An 18,734-nucleotide genomic window follows, 5' to 3' on the forward strand; every position below is an offset into this window, starting at 1 on the left:
AAGGCTTCGCCTTCCCGTCCTCAGGGGCTCACTTTAAAAACCGACGAACGGCCCATTGTCCATTCCAAGCCACCTTCTTCCACACACGTCCAACGCCTAAAAACCCCACCGCACACCCAGTTGACCACCCTCCGAGGACGCGTTACACCAGAGCCGTAAAGTGCTGTCATCGACAGCATTGCCCGGTAGCCAGGGACCTTTAAGGCTACGCCACACCGTGGTGGTCCCAGCCCATGCGCGCTCGCTTCCAATTAGGCGCGCAGTCACGCCCAACGTGATCGAAGCCAACTTATCCACAGTGCACATGCGGCAGCCCAAGCCCGTCTCTTTCTCCAGGAAAGAGACGGGCGCCGAAACCACTGCCGCAGCCCTTACCAGGCAACACATTGCCGCATTTGTCCCTGTGACAATCGGCATGACAAACCCAGATGTCACCCGCAGCAGCGATACAGATGATGGTGCCGCAGCCCACGGAATGGACTGCACCTGACTGACAGTCAGGCACGCCCCGGTCATCGCATCACTGCCTGCAACAGACTCAGGATCTCGCGGCGCTGGTCTCGTCAGCCAACGCAGCCTCCACCCGCCCACTTCAGTCGAAGTGCTCAGGAGGCCAGATCATGAGATGCCCAAGCTCCCGGTCGTAAAGAGCCGCCCGTCCCGCGTTAGTGGACAACCCTCACAGGCTGCAGGGGCCTTGATCCCTGATAACACTCAGCAAACATGGCGGGAAGAATGAGGGAAAATTTCGAAGCACCAGGAGAATGACGATGCAATTGTGCGAAGCGTTCGACCTGCCACAGCCGCTGCTGGAATACCGGCCCGAGCCGCTGGCGTATCCGATCGAAGCGTTGGGACAGATATTGGGGCCAGCCGTCGAACGCATGGCCGAGGTGATCGGCGTGCCCTGCGCCATGGCTGCGCAATCGGTGTTGGCCACTGCCGCCCTGGTGACCCAGTCGCACGCCAATGTGCATCTCGATGGCCGTGTTTATCCGTTGTCCCTCTACATGCTGACGGTGGCATCGTCGGGTGATCGGAAAAGCGCAGTGGATCATCTGGCGCTGGCGGCTGCGCGTGAGTGGGAGCGGCGGCAGTGGATGCTGTATTTGGAGCAACTGAAAGCCAATCGCGCCGCCATTCGAGGAAAGCACGAAGCTCGTGAGTTATCCGAACCCGTCCCACCCAGGTTGATCATCGCCGAACCCACGATTGAAGCCCTGATCAAAAACCTATGCCAGGGCTTGCCCAGCATGGGGTTATTCAACGATGAGGGCGGCCAGTTTCTGGGCAGCAGCACCATGAGTAAAGAGAACCAACTCAAGGCCATCACCACCCTGTCAGCGCTCTGGGATGGCAGCCCCATCGACCGGGCGCGCTCCATGCCTGGCGAAAGCCTGCGAGCTTATGATCGCCGTCTCAGTCTGCATCTGATGCTGCAACCTTACCTGGCCAACCAGCTACTCACAGATCGAATGATCAACGGCCAAGGCATTCTTGGCCGCTGTCTGATCAGTTGGCCCGAACGCCTGGTGGGGCGGCGCTTGTACAAGGCCGTCGACCTGATGCGAGATGCCAGGATCCAGCGCTATAAAGCGCGCATTACCGCTCTGTTGAATAAGCCGATGTCGCTGCACAAGGATGGTTCACTTAACCCTGCCAGGCTGGAACTGACACCCAGCGCTCGCACTGCCTGGATCGATATTCACGACACCATCGAATGCCAATCTGGTGAGTTTGGCGAGCTGGCCGGCATTCAATCTATCGCGGGGAAAGCAGCCGCCAACGTACTGCGTATCGCCGGGGTATTGGCGGTGATTGAAGACGCGCATGCAGTGGACGAACCCCATATCCAGCGCGCCTCGACGCTGATGGATTACTACCTCGCCGAGATCCAGCGCCTGACGGAGCAAGAGCCCGTCAACACGTTACGCGAGGAATCGGATCGACTGCTGCGCTGGTTGACGCAAAAAGGCTGGACCCAATTTACCGTCCGCGACCTCAACCGCAATGGCCCCCGTTTTGCCCGCAAAAGCAGCCATCACACCATTACGCTGCTGGTCGAATTGATCTCACATAGCTGGCTGGACTCTCATGACGGAAAGACCTTCAAGGTGCGCCATGTTCCGCCTCAATGACGCGGTGCGCCGTTATCAGGCGCAGCACCAGACAGGACCTGCGTTGCGGTGTGTCGCCACGCCTGTCGCCGCGCTGTCGCCATACGCTAGGCCAGCAACAACGCGAGTTGTCGCCAGTGTCGCCGCTGTCGCCACGCCCGCCTTAGGTTCCGGCGACATCAACCTGTTGATCCAACAACTGCGTGAAGACGGGGCACTGCTGCAGCACCAGAAAAATGCCCTGCTGATTCGCCCCACACATTGGCAACAGATGGAAAAGATCAGCCCCCACTGGAAAGCCCTGCTGCTCTTTCTGCAAACAAACGAAAACGGTGATGACGATGGCTCTGGTCGGTCGGCGTGATGGTCGCAACTTTGGCTACGGCCGCCAACTGAGCTACGCCGGCCCAAAGGCGCTCAAGGATCTGTTTGCCAACGGCCACTTCGCCACGGTCAAAGCACATAGCGATCGCTGGCAAGCGTTCGTGCGTTGGTGTCGGTCAGAGGACGGACCCAGTTACAACGATGCGCGTCAAATCGATCGACAGACGCTGCAAGACTACGCCGCGTACCTGCGCCAGCAGATCCAGCAAGGTGAACTCGCCATCGCGACCGCGCAGAACCGCCTGAGCAGCGTCAACCGCACCCTCGCTGCGCTGCGCGGTGATCAAGACGTGAGGATCGCCAGCCCGAGCCAGGCGTTGGGACAGCAGCGCTCGAGCGTACGCACCCGCGCGCCGGATGGCCAAGACCACCAACAGATTCGGCGAGTACTGGAGACGCTTGGCGAACAGCAACACGAGCGGGTGGCCGCGATTGTTCTGTTGGCCCGAACAACCGGCATGCGCCTGCGCGAAGCGATCCTGGCTGACCTGCCACGCTTGCAACGTGAAGCCGAACGACTCGGTCGCATCAACATTCAGGACGGCACCAAAGGCGGTCGTTCAGGGGCTTTAGCACCACGATGGATCGCTACTAACGAGGAGGTGAAGGCAGCGCTGCAGTTGGCTCGTCAGGCGTCGCTGACCGGCAGCCGCAACTTGCTGGCCCGAGACGAAAGCTACGCCGCGTTCTTGCAACGGACCGTGCTCCCCGCCCGCGAAACGCTGCATGAACACGGGCTGAAGGGTTTTCATGAACTGCGCGCGGCCTACGCCTGCGAGCGTTACGAACAGCTCACGGGCCACGCCGCACCGGTGAATGGTGGCCATTGCTATCGCATTGATCGCGACCTTGATCAACAGGCGCGCCAACAAATCAGCCTTGAGCTCGGGCATAACCGGATCGATGTCGTTTCGGCCTATATTGGAGGTCGAGCGTGACCAAACCCTTCGATATGGCGCTGTTCCTGAGCGGCGTACTGACTGGATCGAAGGTCACGAAGCAACGTCACCTACGGCAAGCTCGAGTCATGCAAGCGGCCATTCAAGAGCGCTGGCAACGTGATAATCCTTGGACTTGGCAACTCAAGCATGTGCGCTGGTTTCTCACCCAGTATCTGAAAGACCATTCCGACGCCACCCGGTATTACTACCTACTCACGGTTTCATTGGTCTGGAAGCGATTAGGGAAGGACCAAGACTTGCTGATCGCCACTGCCGTGTGTCGCAACACCGCTTATTGGCGGGATGACGTGAGGGAGAGATTGGTATTTCTCTGACCCCCTGCAACCGAGACTGCTCAGTGCCGAGCGTGGATTGGGATACAATCCCCGGCATTTATTACCATCAGGATCGGCCTCCGCTCCCTGAGTGCCCACTAGAGATTCCGCAATGCCCCTCACGCTGCAACAACTGGAACGTCATCTGTTCAAGGCTGCCGATATTCTGCGCGGAAAGATGGATGCCTCGGAGTTTAAGGAATACATTTTTGGCATGCTGTTCCTCAAGCGCTGCTCCGACGTATTCGAGGAGCGCTATGAGCAGGTCGTTGCCGATGAAATAAACGCCGGCAAGAGCAAGGCCGAGGCCTTTGTCACGGCGGAAAATCCGCGCTGGTACAAGCGCGATGGCAATTTTTGGGTGCCCAGCCATTCACGCTTCCACTATTTGCTCAACGAAGCGCACATCAATGTCGGCAACTTGCTTAACAAGGCGCTGAGCGGCATTGAGGAAAATAACGTATCCCTGGAGGGGGTGCTGGAGCACATTGACTTCACTCGCAAGGTCGGCCAGAGCAAGATTCCCGATCAGAAGCTGCGCCAACTCATCACCCACTTCGGTGAAGTGCGCCTGCGTAACAGCGATTTCGAATTCCCCGACCTGCTCGGTGCAGCCTACGAGTACCTGATCGCGGAATTCGCTGACTCAGCCGGCAAGAAAGGTGGCGAGTTCTATACTCCGCGCTCGGTAGTGCGGCTAATGGTGCACTTGCTCAAGCCGACTCTGGCACACGATGTGTACGACCCCTGCTGCGGCTCCGGCGGCATGTTGATTGCTGCCAAGGAATATATCGACGAGCACGGCGAGGACGGCCGAAAGGCCAACCTGTTTGGCCAGGAATTCAACGGCACCGTCTGGTCCATCGCGCAGATGAATATGCTGTTGCACGGCATTAGCAACGCTTGGCTGGAGAACGAAGATACCCTGGCTGACCCTCGGCATATCGAGGGCGGCGAACTACGTCGCTTCGACCGCATACTCACCAATCCGCCATTCTCCATCAACTGGGGCCATACCGAGAAAAGCCCGGATGGCAGCCTGGCCTGGAACCCGACATTCCGCGAACAACGCTTCTGCTTCGGCGAGGTGCCGCTGGGATCGAAAAAGGCCGACCTGATGTTCCTGCAGCACATGCTCGCCGTGACCCGCGACGAGGGCATGATTGCCACCGTACTGCCTCATGGTGTGCTTTTCCGGAGCGGTGAGGAACGCAGCATCCGCGCTAGCATTATCGAGAACGACCTGCTCGAAGCCGTGATCGGCCTGCCGGCCAACCTGTTCTATGGCACCGGTATTCCCGCCTGCATCCTTATCCTGCGCCAACAAAAGCAGGAAGGCGCCAACCGTGTCAGCGCCAAGCCTGCCGAGCGCCAGGGCAAGGTGCTGTTTATCAACGCCGACCGCGAGTACTTCGAGGGCCGTGCACAGAACTACCTGCTGCCCGAGCACATCGAAAAGATCACTACCGCCTTCGACGAATTTCGCCGGATCGACGGTCTCAGCGACGTGGTTAATATCACAGCACTGCGCGACAACGACTACAACCTCAATATCCGCCGCTATGTGGATAACGCACCGCTGCCCGAGTCGCATGATGTGCGTGCTCACCTGCTGGGCGGAGTGCCCAAGGCCGAAGTCGAAGCGAAAGCTCAGCTTTTTGCCGCCCACGGCCTCGACCCACAAGACCTCTTCGTGGCGCGCGACGCACAGTATTTCGATTTTCACAACAAGCTGACCCGCCGCACCGACCTCAAGCCGGCCATTGAAAGCAATGCACGCCTGCAGGGCAAGGAAGCCGCCCTCCGTAAGGCATTCGAGCGCTGGTGGCACGAACACAGCCCGCGTATCACCGCATTGGCAGGGAAGCAGGAGAACAGCGCCGCGCTGGTTGAATTGCGCGGCGAACTGCTGGCCAGCTTTAGCCAGACGCTGGAAGGCGTCGGCCTGCTCGACCCTTTCCAAGTCCGGGGCATCGTCGCGGGCTTCTGGTACCAGAGCAAATATGACTTTCTCGGCCTGATGGCGCGCGGCAGCCTAGGCGTGATCGATGCTTGGCGCACCAGCATCAGCACCGCCCTTGAAGACAAGGCTAGTAAGCAAAGCCCACTGGAGCACAAGTTGGTGAAGTTTCTGCTCGGTGATTTCGTTGCCGAGTTGGCCGAACTGGAAGCAAAAAAGACCGAACTAGACAGCAAGCTCAAGGCCGTCGCCCCAACCATGGAGGAGGGTTCGGACGAGGCTGACAGCGAGTCGGATGCCGATGACGAGGGAAATCCCACCGACGAAGCCCAGATCAAACTCTGGAAGGCCGACCTAACAAAGGTAAAGAAGCAGCTCAAAACCCAACACGTAAACTTCGCCAGGCAACTGGATCAAGCCGTTGAAGTGTTGAGCGAGCCACAGGCCGCCGAACTGCTGCTAACCATCCTGCATGACGATATGCAGGCCATCGTCGAGCGCTACATCACCTCACAGCGCAAGCAAATCGTCGCCGCCTTCGAGAACTGGTGGGACAAGTACTGGGTGACGCTAAACGAGATCGAGCACAAGCGCGATATGGCGGCAGGGGCGTTACAGGTGTTCTTGAAGGAGTTGGGGTATGTCTGAGCTCGGTAAGGCTCCATTACTCAAAGAAAAGATTGAGGTCTTATCTGGCTTTGCCTTTCCGTCTAGCGGCTTCAATCAGCTTGTTGGTTTGCCGCTGATTCGGATTCGTGACCTTGGTGGCAGCTCCACTGAGGTTCGATTCCGAGGCATGTATGACCCTGCATATCGCGTATCCAAAGGCGACCTGTTGGTGGGCATGGATGGCGATTTTGAGGTGCATCGATGGGCAGGTGAAGATGCACTGCTCAACCAGCGTGTATGCAAAATATCATCGACTAGCAAAGAAATTCATCAAAGCTTTTTGTATTGGTACCTGAAGCCAAAAATCGCGGAAATCCATCGTAGAACCCCGCAAACGACAGTCCGGCATCTGTCGACGAAGGATATCTATGCGATAGAGGAGCCGCCTTTTGACTTTCCCACTCAGGAGCGTATTGCCCAAATCCTCAATACCCTCGACACCGCAATCCGCGAAACCGAGGCGCTGATCGACAAGCTCAAGGCCGTTACACAGGGCCTACTGCAGGACCTACTAACCCGTGGCATCGACTCCAACGGCCAACTGCGCCCGCCACAGAGCCAAGCTCCAGAGCTCTACAAGGAATCGCCGTTGGGATGGATTCCTAGAGAGTGGAACTGGGACATACTTGGGCGCTGGCTGATTGGAAAGCCCAAGAACGGTTACTCCCCAAAGGAGGCAGGAGAGTGGACAGGAATTCAGATGCTCGGATTGGGTTGCCTCACTAAGGAAGGATTTTTACCCACCCAGCTCAAACCTGCGCCTGCTGCAGATAAAGGGTTAGATAGGGCGCGGTTGAACGAGGGAGACCTTCTCGTCAGCCGAGCCAACACAAGGCAATTGGTTGGTCTCGTGGGGGTATATCGCGATGTGGGTACGCCTTGCACTTATCCGGACTTGATGATGCGACTGCTGCCTTCCGAGGAGACCACTGCCGAGTTCCTAGAGTTGGTCTTGCAGTCAAGCAAAGTGCGTCGACAAGTCCAAGCAGCCGCATCTGGGACGTCTGAGAGCATGGTAAAAATCAGCTCTTCTATCGTGACGAGCTTGAAAGTCGCAATTCCGAAAACTAACGAGCAGAAAGTTATCCTCTGTCGCACAAAGACACTTAATGCTCAACTGCAAAGCGAGCTGCAGGGACTAGAGGTACTACGGGCGGTCAAAGTAGGTCTTATGGACGACCTGCTATCCGGCCGCGTCCGTGTCACCCCGCTACTGGAATCTATGCAGCAAGCTGCTGCACAAACGGAAGCCTGATATGCCACAGCGCCTGCCACCTCGCGAATCCCTCACCGTCGAGTTCAAAAGCGATCGCAGCAAGCTTCCCGACCGCGAGCTAATTGAGGCACTTGTCTGCCTGGCCAATGCAGAGGGCGGCGAGCTATGGCTGGGCGTCGAGGACGACGGCACGCCTACCGGCCTGCATGCCGAGCACCGCCTGCTAGAGGGATTGTCTGGCATGGTCGCAGCGCGCACCTCGCCTTCGCTGAACGTACAGGCCGAGGCGATCGACCTGGATGGCGTGACCGTAGCGCACATCCATGTGCCCAAAGCCCAGAGCGAAGTGGCCACCACCAGCGGCGTCTATCTACGCCGCCGCTTGAAGCACGACGGCACGCCCGAATGCATAGCCATGCTGCCCCATGAGCGCAGCAGCCGCGCAAGCAGCTTTGGCCTGCTCGATGTCTCCGCCCAGCCGGTGGCCGGTGCCACCTTGGCCGACCTCGACCCATTGGAGCGTGAGCGCCTGCGCCAGGCGGTGCAGCAATACGGCGGCGACCGCGTGCTGCTGGAACTGGACGACGAAGCCCTGGACGGCGCACTGCTGCTCACTGCGCGCCAGCCGGACGGTATACGCGTGCCGACCCTTACCGGCCTGCTACTGATCGGCCGGGAAACCTCCCTGCGCCAACTGGTGCCCACCCACGAGTTCGCTTTCCAGGTGCTGGCCCAGCAGGCAGTGCGCTTCAATGAGTTTCGCCGCTTCCCATTGCTCAAGGCACTGGACTGGCTGGAAACCAACTTCCGTCCCTACAACCCCGAGGAAGAACTGCAGGTCGGCCTGTTCCGCGTGCCGGTGCCCAAGGTGGACCTCGGCGCCTTCCGAGAAGCCGTGGCCAATGCCCTGGTCCACCGTGACTACCACGGCCGGGGCGCGGTGCATGTGCGTCTTGAAGACGATGCCCTGGTGGTCAGCAACCCCGGTGGCTTAGTCGATGGCGTGACCCTGGCCAACCTGCTGGTGACCGAACCGCGCCCGCGCAACCCGGCCCTGGCCGACGCCATGAAGCGCGTCGGCGTAGTCGAACGCTCCGGCCGAGGCGTGGACAAGATTTTCCGCGGCATGCTCAAATTCGGCCGGCCGGCCCCGGACTACAGTTACACCACCGCGCAGAGCGTGGTGCTGCGCTTACCCACCGCAGAGGCCGACCTTGACTTCCGCCGCCTAGTAGTCGAGCACGAGCGCGCCACCAACGCCGAGCTGCCCATCGACAGCCTGATCGCCCTGGCCGCCCTGCGTGAGACCAAGCGCGTCACGGCCGACGAACTGGCCGTACAGATCCAGCGCGACACCGCCAGTGCCAAACGCACCCTGGAAGCCCTGACCGAAGCCGGCTTGGTCGAGGCCCACGGTTCTACCCGAGGGCGCAGCTACACTCTGTCAGCCAGTCTGTACCAGGCCGTGGGCGACAAGGCCGGTTATACCCGCCAGGCAGGCTTCACACCCATTCAACATGAGCAGATGGTGTTGAACTACGTGCAGCAGCATGGGCAGATTCAGCGCGCTGAAGTAATGGATCTTTGTCGGCTCTCGCCTGATCAAGCGGCAAAACTGCTCAAGCGCATGAAAGACAAGGGCACACTGATACAGCAAGGTGAACGACGCTGGTCGGTCTATAAGCTCGGCTAAAAATTCTATGAGCCGCTATGAGCCGCTATGAGCCTGTATGAGCCCATACACGCCTGAACTGGATTAAAGGAGTAACCGTGGGCTGGGAATTGGATGACGTCGAAAAACCCTTTGTGGCTCAGTTACAGGGGCTGAACTGGAAGCATATCGAGGGCAGCCTCGACGACCCGGCCATCACTGGTCGCAGCAGTTTCAGTGAAGTGATTCAGCGAGCTGCACTGGCCGAACGCTTGCTTGCCATCAACCTGCGCGACGGTCAGCCCTGGCTGGATGAGCAGCGCATTGCCGAAGCACTGGCGGCCATTACCCGCGTGGGCGCCGGCAAGCTGATGGAAGCCAACCAGACAGTCACTGAGCTGCTGCTCAAAGGCATCACGGTCGATGGCCTTCAGGGCTGGGAAGGCGGACGTGGTCAGACCATCCAGTACATCGATTGGGCCAACCCGGCCAATAACCACTTCCGCGTGATCAACCAGTTCCGAGTGGATTGCCCACCGGGGTACAACAGCGGCAAGAAATTTATCGTCCCGGATCTGGTGTTGCTGGTGAACGGCATCCCACTGGTGGTGGTGGAATGCAAGAGCCCATCCATCCCAGAACCGCTGGCCGAAGCTGTCGATCAATTGCGCCGCTACAGCAACCAGCGCAAGGCGGCCTTCGAAGTCGAGGACAACGAGGGCAACGAAACACTGTTCGCTAGCGTGCAGCTGTTGGTCGCCAGTAGCTACGACGAAGCACGGGTGGGCTGCATTGGGGCCGGCTTCGGGCATTTCTCCCAATGGAAAACCGTGGTCGGCCCGGAGGGTAGCGGCAGCGAGCAGTCAGTAGCCGAGCAGTTGGGCAAAGCCAAACTGTCCGAGCAGGAGCGCCTGGTGGCAGGCATGCTGACGCCGGCCCACCTGCTCGATCTGATCCGGCATTTCATGCTGTTCATGCCGGTTGGCGGGCAGACCATCAAGACGGTCTGCCGCTACCAGCAGTACCGCGCGGTGAACCGCACGGTGATCCGCATGAAACGCGGGCAGACACGCCTTGAGCACGGCGAGAGCGACCAGCGCGGCGGCATCGTTTGGCACACTCAAGGCTCAGGCAAGAGCCTGACCATGGTATTTCTGGTGCGCAAGATGCGCACGGATACACAACTGCGCCGCTTCAAAATCATCGTGGTCACTGACCGTAAAGACCTGCAAAACCAGCTTTCCGCCACCGCCACGCTGAGCGGTGAACTGCCGGAGGTGGCCTCCAATATCGAGGGTGTTAAAGCCTTGGCACGTCGCCAGGGCCCCGGCTTGGTATTCGCCACCATCCAGAAGTATCGCAATCCCGAACAGGAAGAAGATGGGGAGGCGTCGATCCCTACGCAAGCTACTGCACCCCTCAAAGCCGCAGAAAAGCGCGCGCCCTACCTGGTAAGCAAACCATTCGAGGTGCTCAACCACGACGAGAGCATTCTGGTATTGATCGATGAGGCGCACCGCACCCAGGCCGGCGATCTGCAGGCAAACCTGCTGGCGGGCCTACCCAACTGCGTGCGCATCGGCTTTACCGGTACACCGATCATCATGGGCGATAAGAAACGCACCCACGAAATTTTCGGCGCGTTCATCGACAAATACACCATCAAGGAAGCCGAGGCAGATGGCGCTACAGTGCCGGTGCTTTACGAAGGACGCACTGCCCAGGGCGCATTAAAAGATGGAGCGAGCCTGGATGAACTGTTCGAGGATTTGTTCCGCGAGCACAGTCAGGACGAGCTGGAGCTGATCAAGAAAAAATACGCCACCAAAGGCCATATCTTTGATGCCCCCGCGCTGATTGCAGATAAGGCGCGCGACATCCTCAGACATTACGTCACCAATATCCTGCCCAATGGCTACAAGGCGCAGGTGGTAGCCTATAGCCGGATTGCGGCAATCCGCTATTTCCACGCACTGCAGGCCGCCCGCGATCAGTTGTTGGCCGAGGCCGAAGCGTTGCCAGCAGCCGACAAGGACCTCGACGATGAAGCACTGTGCCAGCGTCCACCCAAGCTGCAGGCGCGCGTGCAGGCGTGGCGCTATCGCGACAGGCTACGCAGCCTGGAATTCGCACCGATTATTTCCGGCTCAAATAACGATCCGGCCGAGTGGAAAACCTGGACGGATGGCAGCAAGCACGAGCTGCTGATCCAGCGTTTCAAGAAGCCCCTGAATCATGAGCAGCCAGGCAAGACCGACCCGTTGGCTTTCCTGATCGTTAAGTCTATGTTGCTCACCGGCTTTGACGCCCCCATCGAAGGGGTCATGTACCTTGACCGGCCAATCAAGGAAGCCGAGCTGCTGCAAGCCATTGCGCGGGTCAACCGTACTGGTTTCGGCAAGCGCTGCGGTATCGTGGTCGATTACTACGGGGTCGCCAACCACCTGCGCGAAGCGCTGGCAGCCTATGCCGACGAGGATATCGAAGGTGCGCTGAGCAGCATCAAGGACGAGGTGCCGGTGCTGCGCGATCGTCATCTTCGTGTAGTGGATGTGCTGCGTCGCCAGGGCATCGAGTCGCTGGAAGATGCCGAAACCTGCATTGCCGCACTGGAGTCGGAAAAGGTGCGCGCCGAATTTGCGGTAAAACTCAAAGCGTTCCTCAACTCATTGGACACTGTGCTGCCACGCCCCGAGGGCCTGCCCTTCGTCAAGGATGCCAAGCGCCTGGCCTATATCCACGCGCGGGCACGTGGGCGCTACAAGGACCTGCCGCAATTGGGCAAGGATGTCGGTGCCAAGGTGCGCAAACTGATCGACGATCATGTTATCTCACTGGGCATCGACCCGAAGATTCCGCCGATCCAGCTCACCGATGCAGACTTCGAGAAACAGTTGTCGCGAAGCGTCAACGACCGCGCCAAGGCATCAGAGATGGAGCACGCCATTCGCTCGCATGTGCGCAAGCATACTGATGAAGATCCGGTGCTCTATCGCAAGCTGTCCGAACGCCTGAACGAGTTGCTCAAGTCGCTGGGCGAGCAGTGGGATCAATTGGTTGAGCAGATGCAAAAGATCATAAACGAGCTGCGCAGCGGTCAAATGAGCGATGACTACAGCCCTCTGGATTTGCCCGAACACTATGCCCCCTTCCTTCGCACCCTCCTGGATGTGCTGTGTGCCGACGCCACTCCACAGCCCGCCGATCTGCTGCGTTTGAAGGATGTCACAGTGGAACTGGTCGATCTGTTCGTGGGCGAACTCCAGAGCCACCGCGATATCTGGAGCCCGCGCAAGCGAGCGGCACAGGAGGAGCTGGCCGGACAGCTATTTGATTACTTGATGAGACTGCGTCCACCCTTGGTGGATAGCGATACGGCGGGGGTGCTGTCTGACCGTTTGATGGATCAGGCCAGAGCCAGCCATGAACGGTTGATGCAGCTGTGAGCAACGAAACGCTCACCATCAATGACCTACAATTCACACTGCGCCGCAGCGCGCGGCGTAAGACGCTAGAGATCACTGTCGAGCGTGACGGCGCCCTTATCCTGTCCGCTCCGCCAGAGGTGAAGGAGCAAGCGCTGCGTCAATTCGTAGCGGAAAAAAGCTTCTGGATTTATTCGCGTCTTGCCGAAAAGGAGCGCCTGCAGCGCTCAATCCCTATCAAGCAATACGTCGACGGAGAGGGATTTCTGTACTTGGGGCGAAGTTATCGCCTCAAACTGGTCGATGAGCAGGATGGGCCGCTAAAACTTTCTGCTGGTCGCTTCCGCCTGCTGCGTAGCGAACTGCCACGAGCCCGCGAACATTTCATCCGTTGGTATAGCGAACATGCCCGCAGCTGGCTGGCCTTACGAGTCGAGAACCACCAAGCGCGAATGGACCTGACCCCCAGCGGTGTGCGTGTGCAGGATCTGGGCTATCGCTGGGGCTCCTGTGGCAAGGGCGCACAGCTCTATTTTCATTGGAAAACAATCCTGCTGCCCAAGCCCATTGCGGAGTATGTGGTTGTGCATGAGATGGTGCACCTGCAAGAGCCACATCACACCCCAGAATTTTGGCTCCGCCTTGAACGCGTCATGCCTGACTACGCACAGCGCAAGACATGGCTGGCAGAACATGGAATTGATGTTGAAGGCCTCTGAGTACCATGGCTGACTATTTCACCAGCACCCGCGGCATAGGTACTGGTCAGAACCAACCAACTTGACTCTGAGGATGGCTTACAAGCACCAGGATTCCAGCGATCGGATAAATTTCTGCATTTAACCTTCGAGCCAGACATTAGGATCACCACGCGCCTAGAACTCTTTGAACAACCATACCCTGCAGAAAATCAATAAAATAATTCACGGCTGCCCTGGCGTCGCCCCACCAGAGTTGTCTCTACTAATCATAGGCTTTATGTAACCTTTAAATACCTCAGCTGCGGCACCCAGTACACTTTCTATCTTCTTATAATGACCCGGACGCAATTTACTTTCCTTGTCCAAATAGTTCAAAACGAGCAGAACCTGTTCACGATCTAGCATTGCAAGCGTTTGCTCAGCTACGCCGTACAGAAGGACCAACGCACCATTCTTTAGCGTTTCCGGACGCTCAAGCGCACCGAGCACCCGGCCAAAGCCCGCAGTCATGTCGCCGCCCTGATCATCACGAAGCCAATCCAGCAGCGATGAATGATTTAACTTATCTGGCTTTTTGTTTGGTAGCTTACTCGGCACTGCCCGTTTCGTCCTACCCAAAATTAACTCAGGCCACCGCTCAACATCCGAGCGATCATCATAATCAGGAAGAGATATAGTATTATATGAATATGCAATGGGAACGCCAAGTTTCTCATAAGCAAGGCAGCTTTTGAATTGCTCGCCATCAAACTGGTCAAAAACCCCGCTTTTACAATTAAGCTCTTTAATTTCCAAAAGCAGTATTTTAGCGTTTTCCAACATAGCGACTAGATCACCACAATACAGCCGCATTCCGTCGCCTTGCTGGACAGCATATGGGGGGAAGGTTTTGAGCGAAGTCCGACTATCTCTGCAGTAGGCTTCCAATGCACCGGTAATTGCAGCTTGAATTACGTTTTCCTGCCTAGTTTTCTTCATACAACCCACGCCATAGATTAGTAGCATAAATTTATCACCACTAAAGGATCATTAGAAGCAATATCTGACTATCTACTTGACGCTGCCCCAGCAGGCAATGCAGGCTCTACGCAGTAAGCAGCACACGATCTAAGGACGCAGTCTAATCAGATAGGAGTTAGGTAAATCACAATGCCCACACATACCCTACATTTCATAAAGCCTTGCCGCAAAACCGACAGTTCCCCGCGGCTCACCCCAAGCATGGTGGCCGAGAACAAGCGGAACGGCATAGAAACGACCTTGATTCTCGACCTTAACATTCTGGTGAGAATGGAAGATGTAATTCTTCGCCGCCACAGCCCGAACGATTTTGACTTAACTAGACTTATAAACTTCATAAATTCTTGCCCACCACAAAGTCTGTGCATAACGCCTGGGCTTGCCCTTAACGAGGTCCACCCGAAATTCAAGAAGCTAAGCTTTGAGATGTATGAATTGTTTCTTTCGATATTCTGCCCGCAGATGGTCGATCATCCAACCGCGACACGAAACACCCCAAATGAAGCGGAAAGAACCCGACCGTATGAGTTTTCAGAACTCAGCATAGAAGAGCAGCACCTCTACAGCGTGCCGTTTTTTTCGCTCATGCAGATACATATTATCAACGCCACGAAACCGAACTTGACAGGCATTGAAAAATTCAAAACATATATGAGCCGTGTCTGTGATGACATTGATATGCTCAGTGCTGTTGAAGCCGAAATTGCCAAGTACTGCTTCTGTGAGAAAAAGCCCAACTATTCCGACGAGCTTAACGCCAAAATCGAAGACATCAAGAACAACTTCATGAGTGGGAGCAACAAGCCAGCGCAGCGCTTCAAAAATATCTTCAATGGCGTTCAAGACCTTAAATACATAAAAGGCGCCCTGGAGTTTTCCAAAGAGCTCTTTTATGGCAAGCTTCAGGACACATGGATAGCCACATTGGACTCCAAGTTATACTGGCTGAGTGAGTCCATTCATCATTACCCAGTCGCAGGTGAGCGAGACGGAAAATACTTCAGCATCAATCGATCACATGATCAGCAGACATGCAACTATTGGCTATCAGTGGATAAACTGCAAGAGCAACTCCAGCACGAGAGAAGCCGAAATGGCAAAGGAACCGCCCCTTTAGATGAAACAGGATTGCCACGCATACATAACACATTAACCACAAAGGGCTTCAAGGAATTTTTCGCCGTTTTCAAGCCCACATAGTCCGCCGAGCAGGGTACAAGTACAAGATACTGCTCAACCACGCACCTGTACTCTTAGTACCCGGATGCTAACGATGAGTAATCAAAGCCAATTAGGTCCCTTCATTTAAAGCTGATACCTGTACCCTATCCTCATCCAACACAGGAAAGAAAAAGGGGCTGACAACCACGTGATTGGCCACAGCGGAATGACTCCTGGCAATTGACTCAGGAGGAACACGCTTCAGCATTCCGCCTCAATCCTGTGCAGCGCATTCCAAATAGTATTCCACGAAGAAAGCTCAACTAACCAACTTCATATTTTTCATAGGTTTAGCAAATCATTTCAGCTCACCCCGGCCCACCAAACGAAGCAAACCAAAACCCGCCAAGCGCGGGTTTTGTTGCATCTGGGGTATGACAAACCATCACCGCCGCCCCCTCGGAGAAGCCAATGCAACAAGCCCTCCTCATCATCGACGTCCAACCCAGTTTCGCCCCACCCCAATGGCTCATCGACGGCATCCAGACACTCATCGGCACCTTGCCCAGCGTCGCCACCGTCGAACGCCACGACGAATCCAGAACCCCGTTCCAGAAACAACTCGGCTGGCACCCGGCACCGGACGACGACAGCCTGATCCAGGCTGATCGCATTTTCATCAAACACGGTTATGCGCCGTCACCGGAAACCATCGAGTATTTGAAAAGCCTGAAAGTGGATCGGGTATTGGTCTGTGGATTACAAACCGATACCTGTTGCCTGGCGGCGGGGTTTGCGTTGTTCGATGCGGGGTTGCAGCCGACATTGATTACGGATTTGACGATGGGGTCGTCGCTGGACCGGACGGGTGGGTTAGGGGCGCGGCTTTGGGAGCATCATTTCGGGCACACGGTGAAATCGAGTGAGTTGTAGTCAACGTCGAGTTGCCATCGGGCTGCTTTTCCACCACTGAGGATGGGATCTACTCACCACGTCCTAGGACATTTCCCTCGAGTTCTGTCGAACTCCATGAAGTATCGAGTAACGATCCGAGTAGATAACCTCCCATTTGTGTTGCAACCCGGCGAACGGTTTTGACAAGCCGTAAAGCGTAGGGACCCCCAACCTTCCGGAGTTCTTCCATGAAAAAGCCCCGCCTGACCTTGATTAAAAATCCGAACCCTCCAATATCGGACGCTCTCGATCTGACCCAGATGTCTGAAGAAATTGAACGCCGCGTCAGCGCTCGCCTGCGCGACCCGAAACGATCTGTTCCAACAGGAAGTATTTTCGCTGTTAACCCGGACATCGACGCACCTACCCTGCTCGCTTACGCCAGTCAAAACCTGGCCTCTGTGAAGGCCATGTCCACCGATCTGGTCGCTCAGCTCGAAGGTCCCCATCGCAACAAGGCATTGGCGATTCAGCGGCTGGCTGTTTTGACCGAGTTGCTGGTCAATCAAGCGCTGAAAAATATCAGCTCGCGTGAATCCAGGATCAAACCGGTCTGAACTGAGTGGGCGGCCTCACCGAGGTCGTCCTTTTTTACTGCTGCCGCTTCCACGGCTTTGGGATCAAAACTACCCAAAAGTCAAAGCAAAGGGCGCAGCTGACTGTTGAATGGCACTCACTACGTGGGGTGCCTGATCCCTATGCTGAGGATAACGCTCAAGCACTCGCTCAAGAGAAGTAAGCAACCGCTGAATACGTTCTTTGGGTCGTTCAACCTCACAACTCTGTGCGAACTCCAGTAGCCCTTGGCGCGAGGCAAACATTGACTTGTTACCCGCCAGATCCAATGCCAGAACATCCTCGGGGATGTAAGCCGTGGTATTGACGATGTCGTAAGCCGGCGCCAGCCGCGCATCGCGTTGCGTAGGATCCGAATAGAGCAAACCGAAATTCTTCAAATGAGCATCACCGTTTCCAATGATGCAACTCAGGGCCACGCTATCGAAGAGTTGATCAAGCGAGGATCGATGATGCTGCGCCGGACAAAACAACCGGATTGCTTTAGCAATTGCCGCATAACTTTTGCTGTACTTCTGATCAGCCGAAAGCCCCATCAGCGCCGCCATGTCTTCAAAGCCAATTGGATTGAGCTGCTCGTCTCGGTCAAAGCGACGCATGACAAACAGCCTGGTGTTATCAGAGAGGTAAAACTCTGGCACGGGAATGCCGGCGTCCTTGGCGATGGACATGCACAGGAACTCATTGATCGCCAGTCCGGGGAACTCGTCCCGACCACTTTTTATGATTAAGTCCGAGGTTTTCGAGGTCACCCTTGGCAACTCGGTTTCCTGCTGCTCCGGCACCAGTACCTTGGGCTGAACACCCGAAATACCAGCCCGCAGGATGTAGCGATCAAGAAGGCCGGCGAAGATATCTTCCGTCCCATCCCAGCTCAGGATCTCTTCGAGTTTTTCACCTGGAAATCGCTGTCCGCCAAGCAAAACATCGACCGCTTCGGAACGCACCTGAACCCTGCCAATAGGCGAGCTGCTACCAGAAAGAGCCAGCAGCAACATCGGATCGACGTTTACGGTTTTAGCCAGACGATTACGCAATTGTTCCAGCACATACCCTTCCGGCAGATTCATCTGAAAGATCGGGTGCAGGTCTCGGCGACGAAACTCGTCAGCTCGAACGGGCATCGACAGGCTGATGGCCATGTTGGGAAATGCATCGTCGTGATAGCGGAAAATGAAATCCTCGCGGCTTGTCAGAATGCTGCCGCTGCTGCCCTCAGGCGTGCTGACTTTGAGAGAAGTCATTTTCATTCGAACAAATCTCCAAGCTCTTCAAGTGTCGGCATGGCTGCCGGGATGACAGCCAGCTCACAATCCAGAGCGCCCAAAACTCGCGCGTAGGCGATCATCCCTATGGAAGGACTGCCCTTCTCCACAGCAATGACCTTTTGGCGAGTCAGCCCGGCGAGTTCGGCGAGATTTGCCTGCGTCAGGCCGCGATTCATACGCTTTTCGCGTATCTGAGCAGCAAGTCGCAAAATCAATAAGTGGTAGTCCATGTTCCGTTACCGTGACATTTACAACTAAATGTAGCATATACGTAACATAAGTGCGGCCCCCGCGAGGGTCATTTAAATATTCCCCAATCAACACCAATACAACCCTCTCAAAGCAAAGCTTTTTGT

At 56.5% G+C, this 18,734-nt stretch carries 15 protein-coding genes; 12 read left to right on the forward strand and 3 right to left on the reverse strand.

Translation table 11 applies throughout. The annotated features are described in order from the left end of the window. Positions 1–770 precede the first annotated feature (770 nt). From HKK52_RS16395 to HKK52_RS16435, 9 genes are all read left to right on the forward strand, one after another. Positions 771–2,138 carry a YfjI family protein gene (locus HKK52_RS16395; RefSeq protein ID WP_169371677.1) on the forward strand — a complete coding sequence of 456 codons (1,368 nt, stop codon included), beginning with the start codon at positions 771–773 and terminating at the stop codon, positions 2,136–2,138. Next, on the forward strand, positions 2,122–2,481 hold the full coding sequence (locus tag HKK52_RS16400) for a hypothetical protein (protein WP_169371679.1): 360 nt from the start codon (positions 2,122–2,124) through the stop codon (positions 2,479–2,481). Before HKK52_RS16395 ends, HKK52_RS16400 begins: the two co-directional genes overlap by 17 nt. Beyond that, a complete protein-coding gene (locus HKK52_RS16405; RefSeq protein WP_169374254.1) occupies positions 2,459–3,439 on the forward strand; it encodes an integrase domain-containing protein in 981 nt (326 codons plus the stop codon). Before HKK52_RS16400 ends, HKK52_RS16405 begins: the two co-directional genes overlap by 23 nt. Continuing rightward, positions 3,436–3,777, forward strand: coding sequence for a hypothetical protein (locus HKK52_RS16410; protein WP_169371680.1), 342 nt, complete (start codon positions 3,436–3,438; stop codon positions 3,775–3,777). The genes HKK52_RS16405 and HKK52_RS16410 overlap by 4 nt, the downstream gene beginning before the upstream one ends. Before the next feature lie 112 nt (positions 3,778–3,889). Next, on the forward strand, positions 3,890–6,385 hold the full coding sequence (locus HKK52_RS16415; RefSeq protein ID WP_169371681.1) for a type I restriction-modification system subunit M: 2,496 nt from the start codon (positions 3,890–3,892) through the stop codon (positions 6,383–6,385). Further along, positions 6,378–7,661 (forward strand): restriction endonuclease subunit S, encoded by a 1,284-nt coding sequence (locus HKK52_RS16420; RefSeq protein ID WP_169371682.1) that lies wholly within the window; start codon positions 6,378–6,380, stop codon positions 7,659–7,661. Before HKK52_RS16415 ends, HKK52_RS16420 begins: the two co-directional genes overlap by 8 nt. A 1-nt stretch (position 7,662) precedes the next feature. Next, a complete protein-coding gene (locus HKK52_RS16425; protein WP_169371684.1) occupies positions 7,663–9,315 on the forward strand; it encodes an ATP-binding protein in 1,653 nt (550 codons plus the stop codon). Positions 9,316–9,392: 77 nt separating this feature from the next. Then, the gene (locus HKK52_RS16430; protein WP_169371685.1) at positions 9,393–12,719 is read left to right on the forward strand and encodes a type I restriction endonuclease subunit R; all 3,327 of its coding nucleotides are present in this window, start codon (positions 9,393–9,395) and stop codon (positions 12,717–12,719) included. After that, positions 12,716–13,417, forward strand: a complete 702-nt coding sequence (locus HKK52_RS16435) for a M48 family metallopeptidase (protein WP_149657669.1) — start codon at positions 12,716–12,718, stop codon at positions 13,415–13,417. Before HKK52_RS16430 ends, HKK52_RS16435 begins: the two co-directional genes overlap by 4 nt. 204 nt (positions 13,418–13,621) lie before the next feature. Here the strand turns inward: HKK52_RS16435 and HKK52_RS16440 are convergent, their stop codons facing one another. Further along, positions 13,622–14,377 carry a hypothetical protein gene (locus HKK52_RS16440; RefSeq protein ID WP_169371686.1) on the reverse strand — a complete coding sequence of 252 codons (756 nt, stop codon included), beginning with the start codon at positions 14,375–14,377 and terminating at the stop codon, positions 13,622–13,624. Between the two features lie 171 nt (positions 14,378–14,548). Between HKK52_RS16440 and HKK52_RS16445 the strand changes: the two genes are divergently transcribed. The 3 genes from HKK52_RS16445 to HKK52_RS16455 all read left to right on the forward strand — a co-directional run bounded on the left by HKK52_RS16445 (position 14,549) and on the right by HKK52_RS16455 (position 17,091). Beyond that, positions 14,549–15,619, forward strand: a complete 1,071-nt coding sequence (locus HKK52_RS16445; RefSeq protein ID WP_169371688.1) for a hypothetical protein — start codon at positions 14,549–14,551, stop codon at positions 15,617–15,619. A 432-nt stretch (positions 15,620–16,051) separates the two neighbouring features. Then, complete coding sequence (locus HKK52_RS16450; protein ID WP_169371689.1) at positions 16,052–16,513, forward strand: cysteine hydrolase family protein; 462 nt, start codon at positions 16,052–16,054, stop codon at positions 16,511–16,513. Between the two features lie 209 nt (positions 16,514–16,722). Continuing rightward, on the forward strand, positions 16,723–17,091 hold the full coding sequence (locus tag HKK52_RS16455; RefSeq protein WP_169371691.1) for a DUF6124 family protein: 369 nt from the start codon (positions 16,723–16,725) through the stop codon (positions 17,089–17,091). A 69-nt stretch (positions 17,092–17,160) separates the two neighbouring features. Here the strand turns inward: HKK52_RS16455 and HKK52_RS16460 are convergent, their stop codons facing one another. Together HKK52_RS16460 and HKK52_RS16465 are read right to left on the reverse strand one after the other, a co-directional pair. Further along, positions 17,161–18,360: a type II toxin-antitoxin system HipA family toxin gene (locus HKK52_RS16460; RefSeq protein WP_169371692.1), complete on the reverse strand. Its 1,200-nt coding sequence runs from the start codon at positions 18,358–18,360 to the stop codon at positions 17,161–17,163. After that, the gene (locus HKK52_RS16465; RefSeq protein ID WP_169371693.1) at positions 18,357–18,608 is read right to left on the reverse strand and encodes a helix-turn-helix domain-containing protein; all 252 of its coding nucleotides are present in this window, start codon (positions 18,606–18,608) and stop codon (positions 18,357–18,359) included. The genes HKK52_RS16460 and HKK52_RS16465 overlap by 4 nt, the downstream gene beginning before the upstream one ends. Positions 18,609–18,734: the final 126 nt, after the last annotated feature.

The organism is Pseudomonas sp. ADAK2 (assembly GCF_012935755.1).
In the GTDB taxonomy this organism is placed as follows: Bacteria; Pseudomonadota; Gammaproteobacteria; order Pseudomonadales; family Pseudomonadaceae; genus Aquipseudomonas.

Bases quoted from the DNA above. Each gene is read 5' to 3' on its own strand.
- HKK52_RS16395 (WP_169371677.1), top strand. From the start codon at position 771: ATGCAATTGTGCGAAGCGTTCGACCTGCCACAGCCGCTGCTGGAATAC.
- HKK52_RS16400 (WP_169371679.1), top strand. From the start codon at position 2,122: ATGTTCCGCCTCAATGACGCGGTGCGCCGTTATCAGGCGCAGCACCAG.
- HKK52_RS16405 (WP_169374254.1), top strand. From the start codon at position 2,459: ATGGCTCTGGTCGGTCGGCGTGATGGTCGCAACTTTGGCTACGGCCGC.
- HKK52_RS16415 (WP_169371681.1), top strand. From the start codon at position 3,890: ATGCCCCTCACGCTGCAACAACTGGAACGTCATCTGTTCAAGGCTGCC.
- HKK52_RS16420 (WP_169371682.1), top strand. From the start codon at position 6,378: ATGTCTGAGCTCGGTAAGGCTCCATTACTCAAAGAAAAGATTGAGGTC.
- HKK52_RS16425 (WP_169371684.1), top strand. From the start codon at position 7,663: ATGCCACAGCGCCTGCCACCTCGCGAATCCCTCACCGTCGAGTTCAAA.
- HKK52_RS16440 (WP_169371686.1), bottom strand. From the start codon at position 14,377: ATGAAGAAAACTAGGCAGGAAAACGTAATTCAAGCTGCAATTACCGGT.
- HKK52_RS16445 (WP_169371688.1), top strand. From the start codon at position 14,549: ATGCCCACACATACCCTACATTTCATAAAGCCTTGCCGCAAAACCGAC.
- HKK52_RS16450 (WP_169371689.1), top strand. From the start codon at position 16,052: ATGCAACAAGCCCTCCTCATCATCGACGTCCAACCCAGTTTCGCCCCA.
- HKK52_RS16455 (WP_169371691.1), top strand. From the start codon at position 16,723: ATGAAAAAGCCCCGCCTGACCTTGATTAAAAATCCGAACCCTCCAATA.
- HKK52_RS16460 (WP_169371692.1), bottom strand. From the start codon at position 18,360: ATGAAAATGACTTCTCTCAAAGTCAGCACGCCTGAGGGCAGCAGCGGC.
- HKK52_RS16465 (WP_169371693.1), bottom strand. From the start codon at position 18,608: ATGGACTACCACTTATTGATTTTGCGACTTGCTGCTCAGATACGCGAA.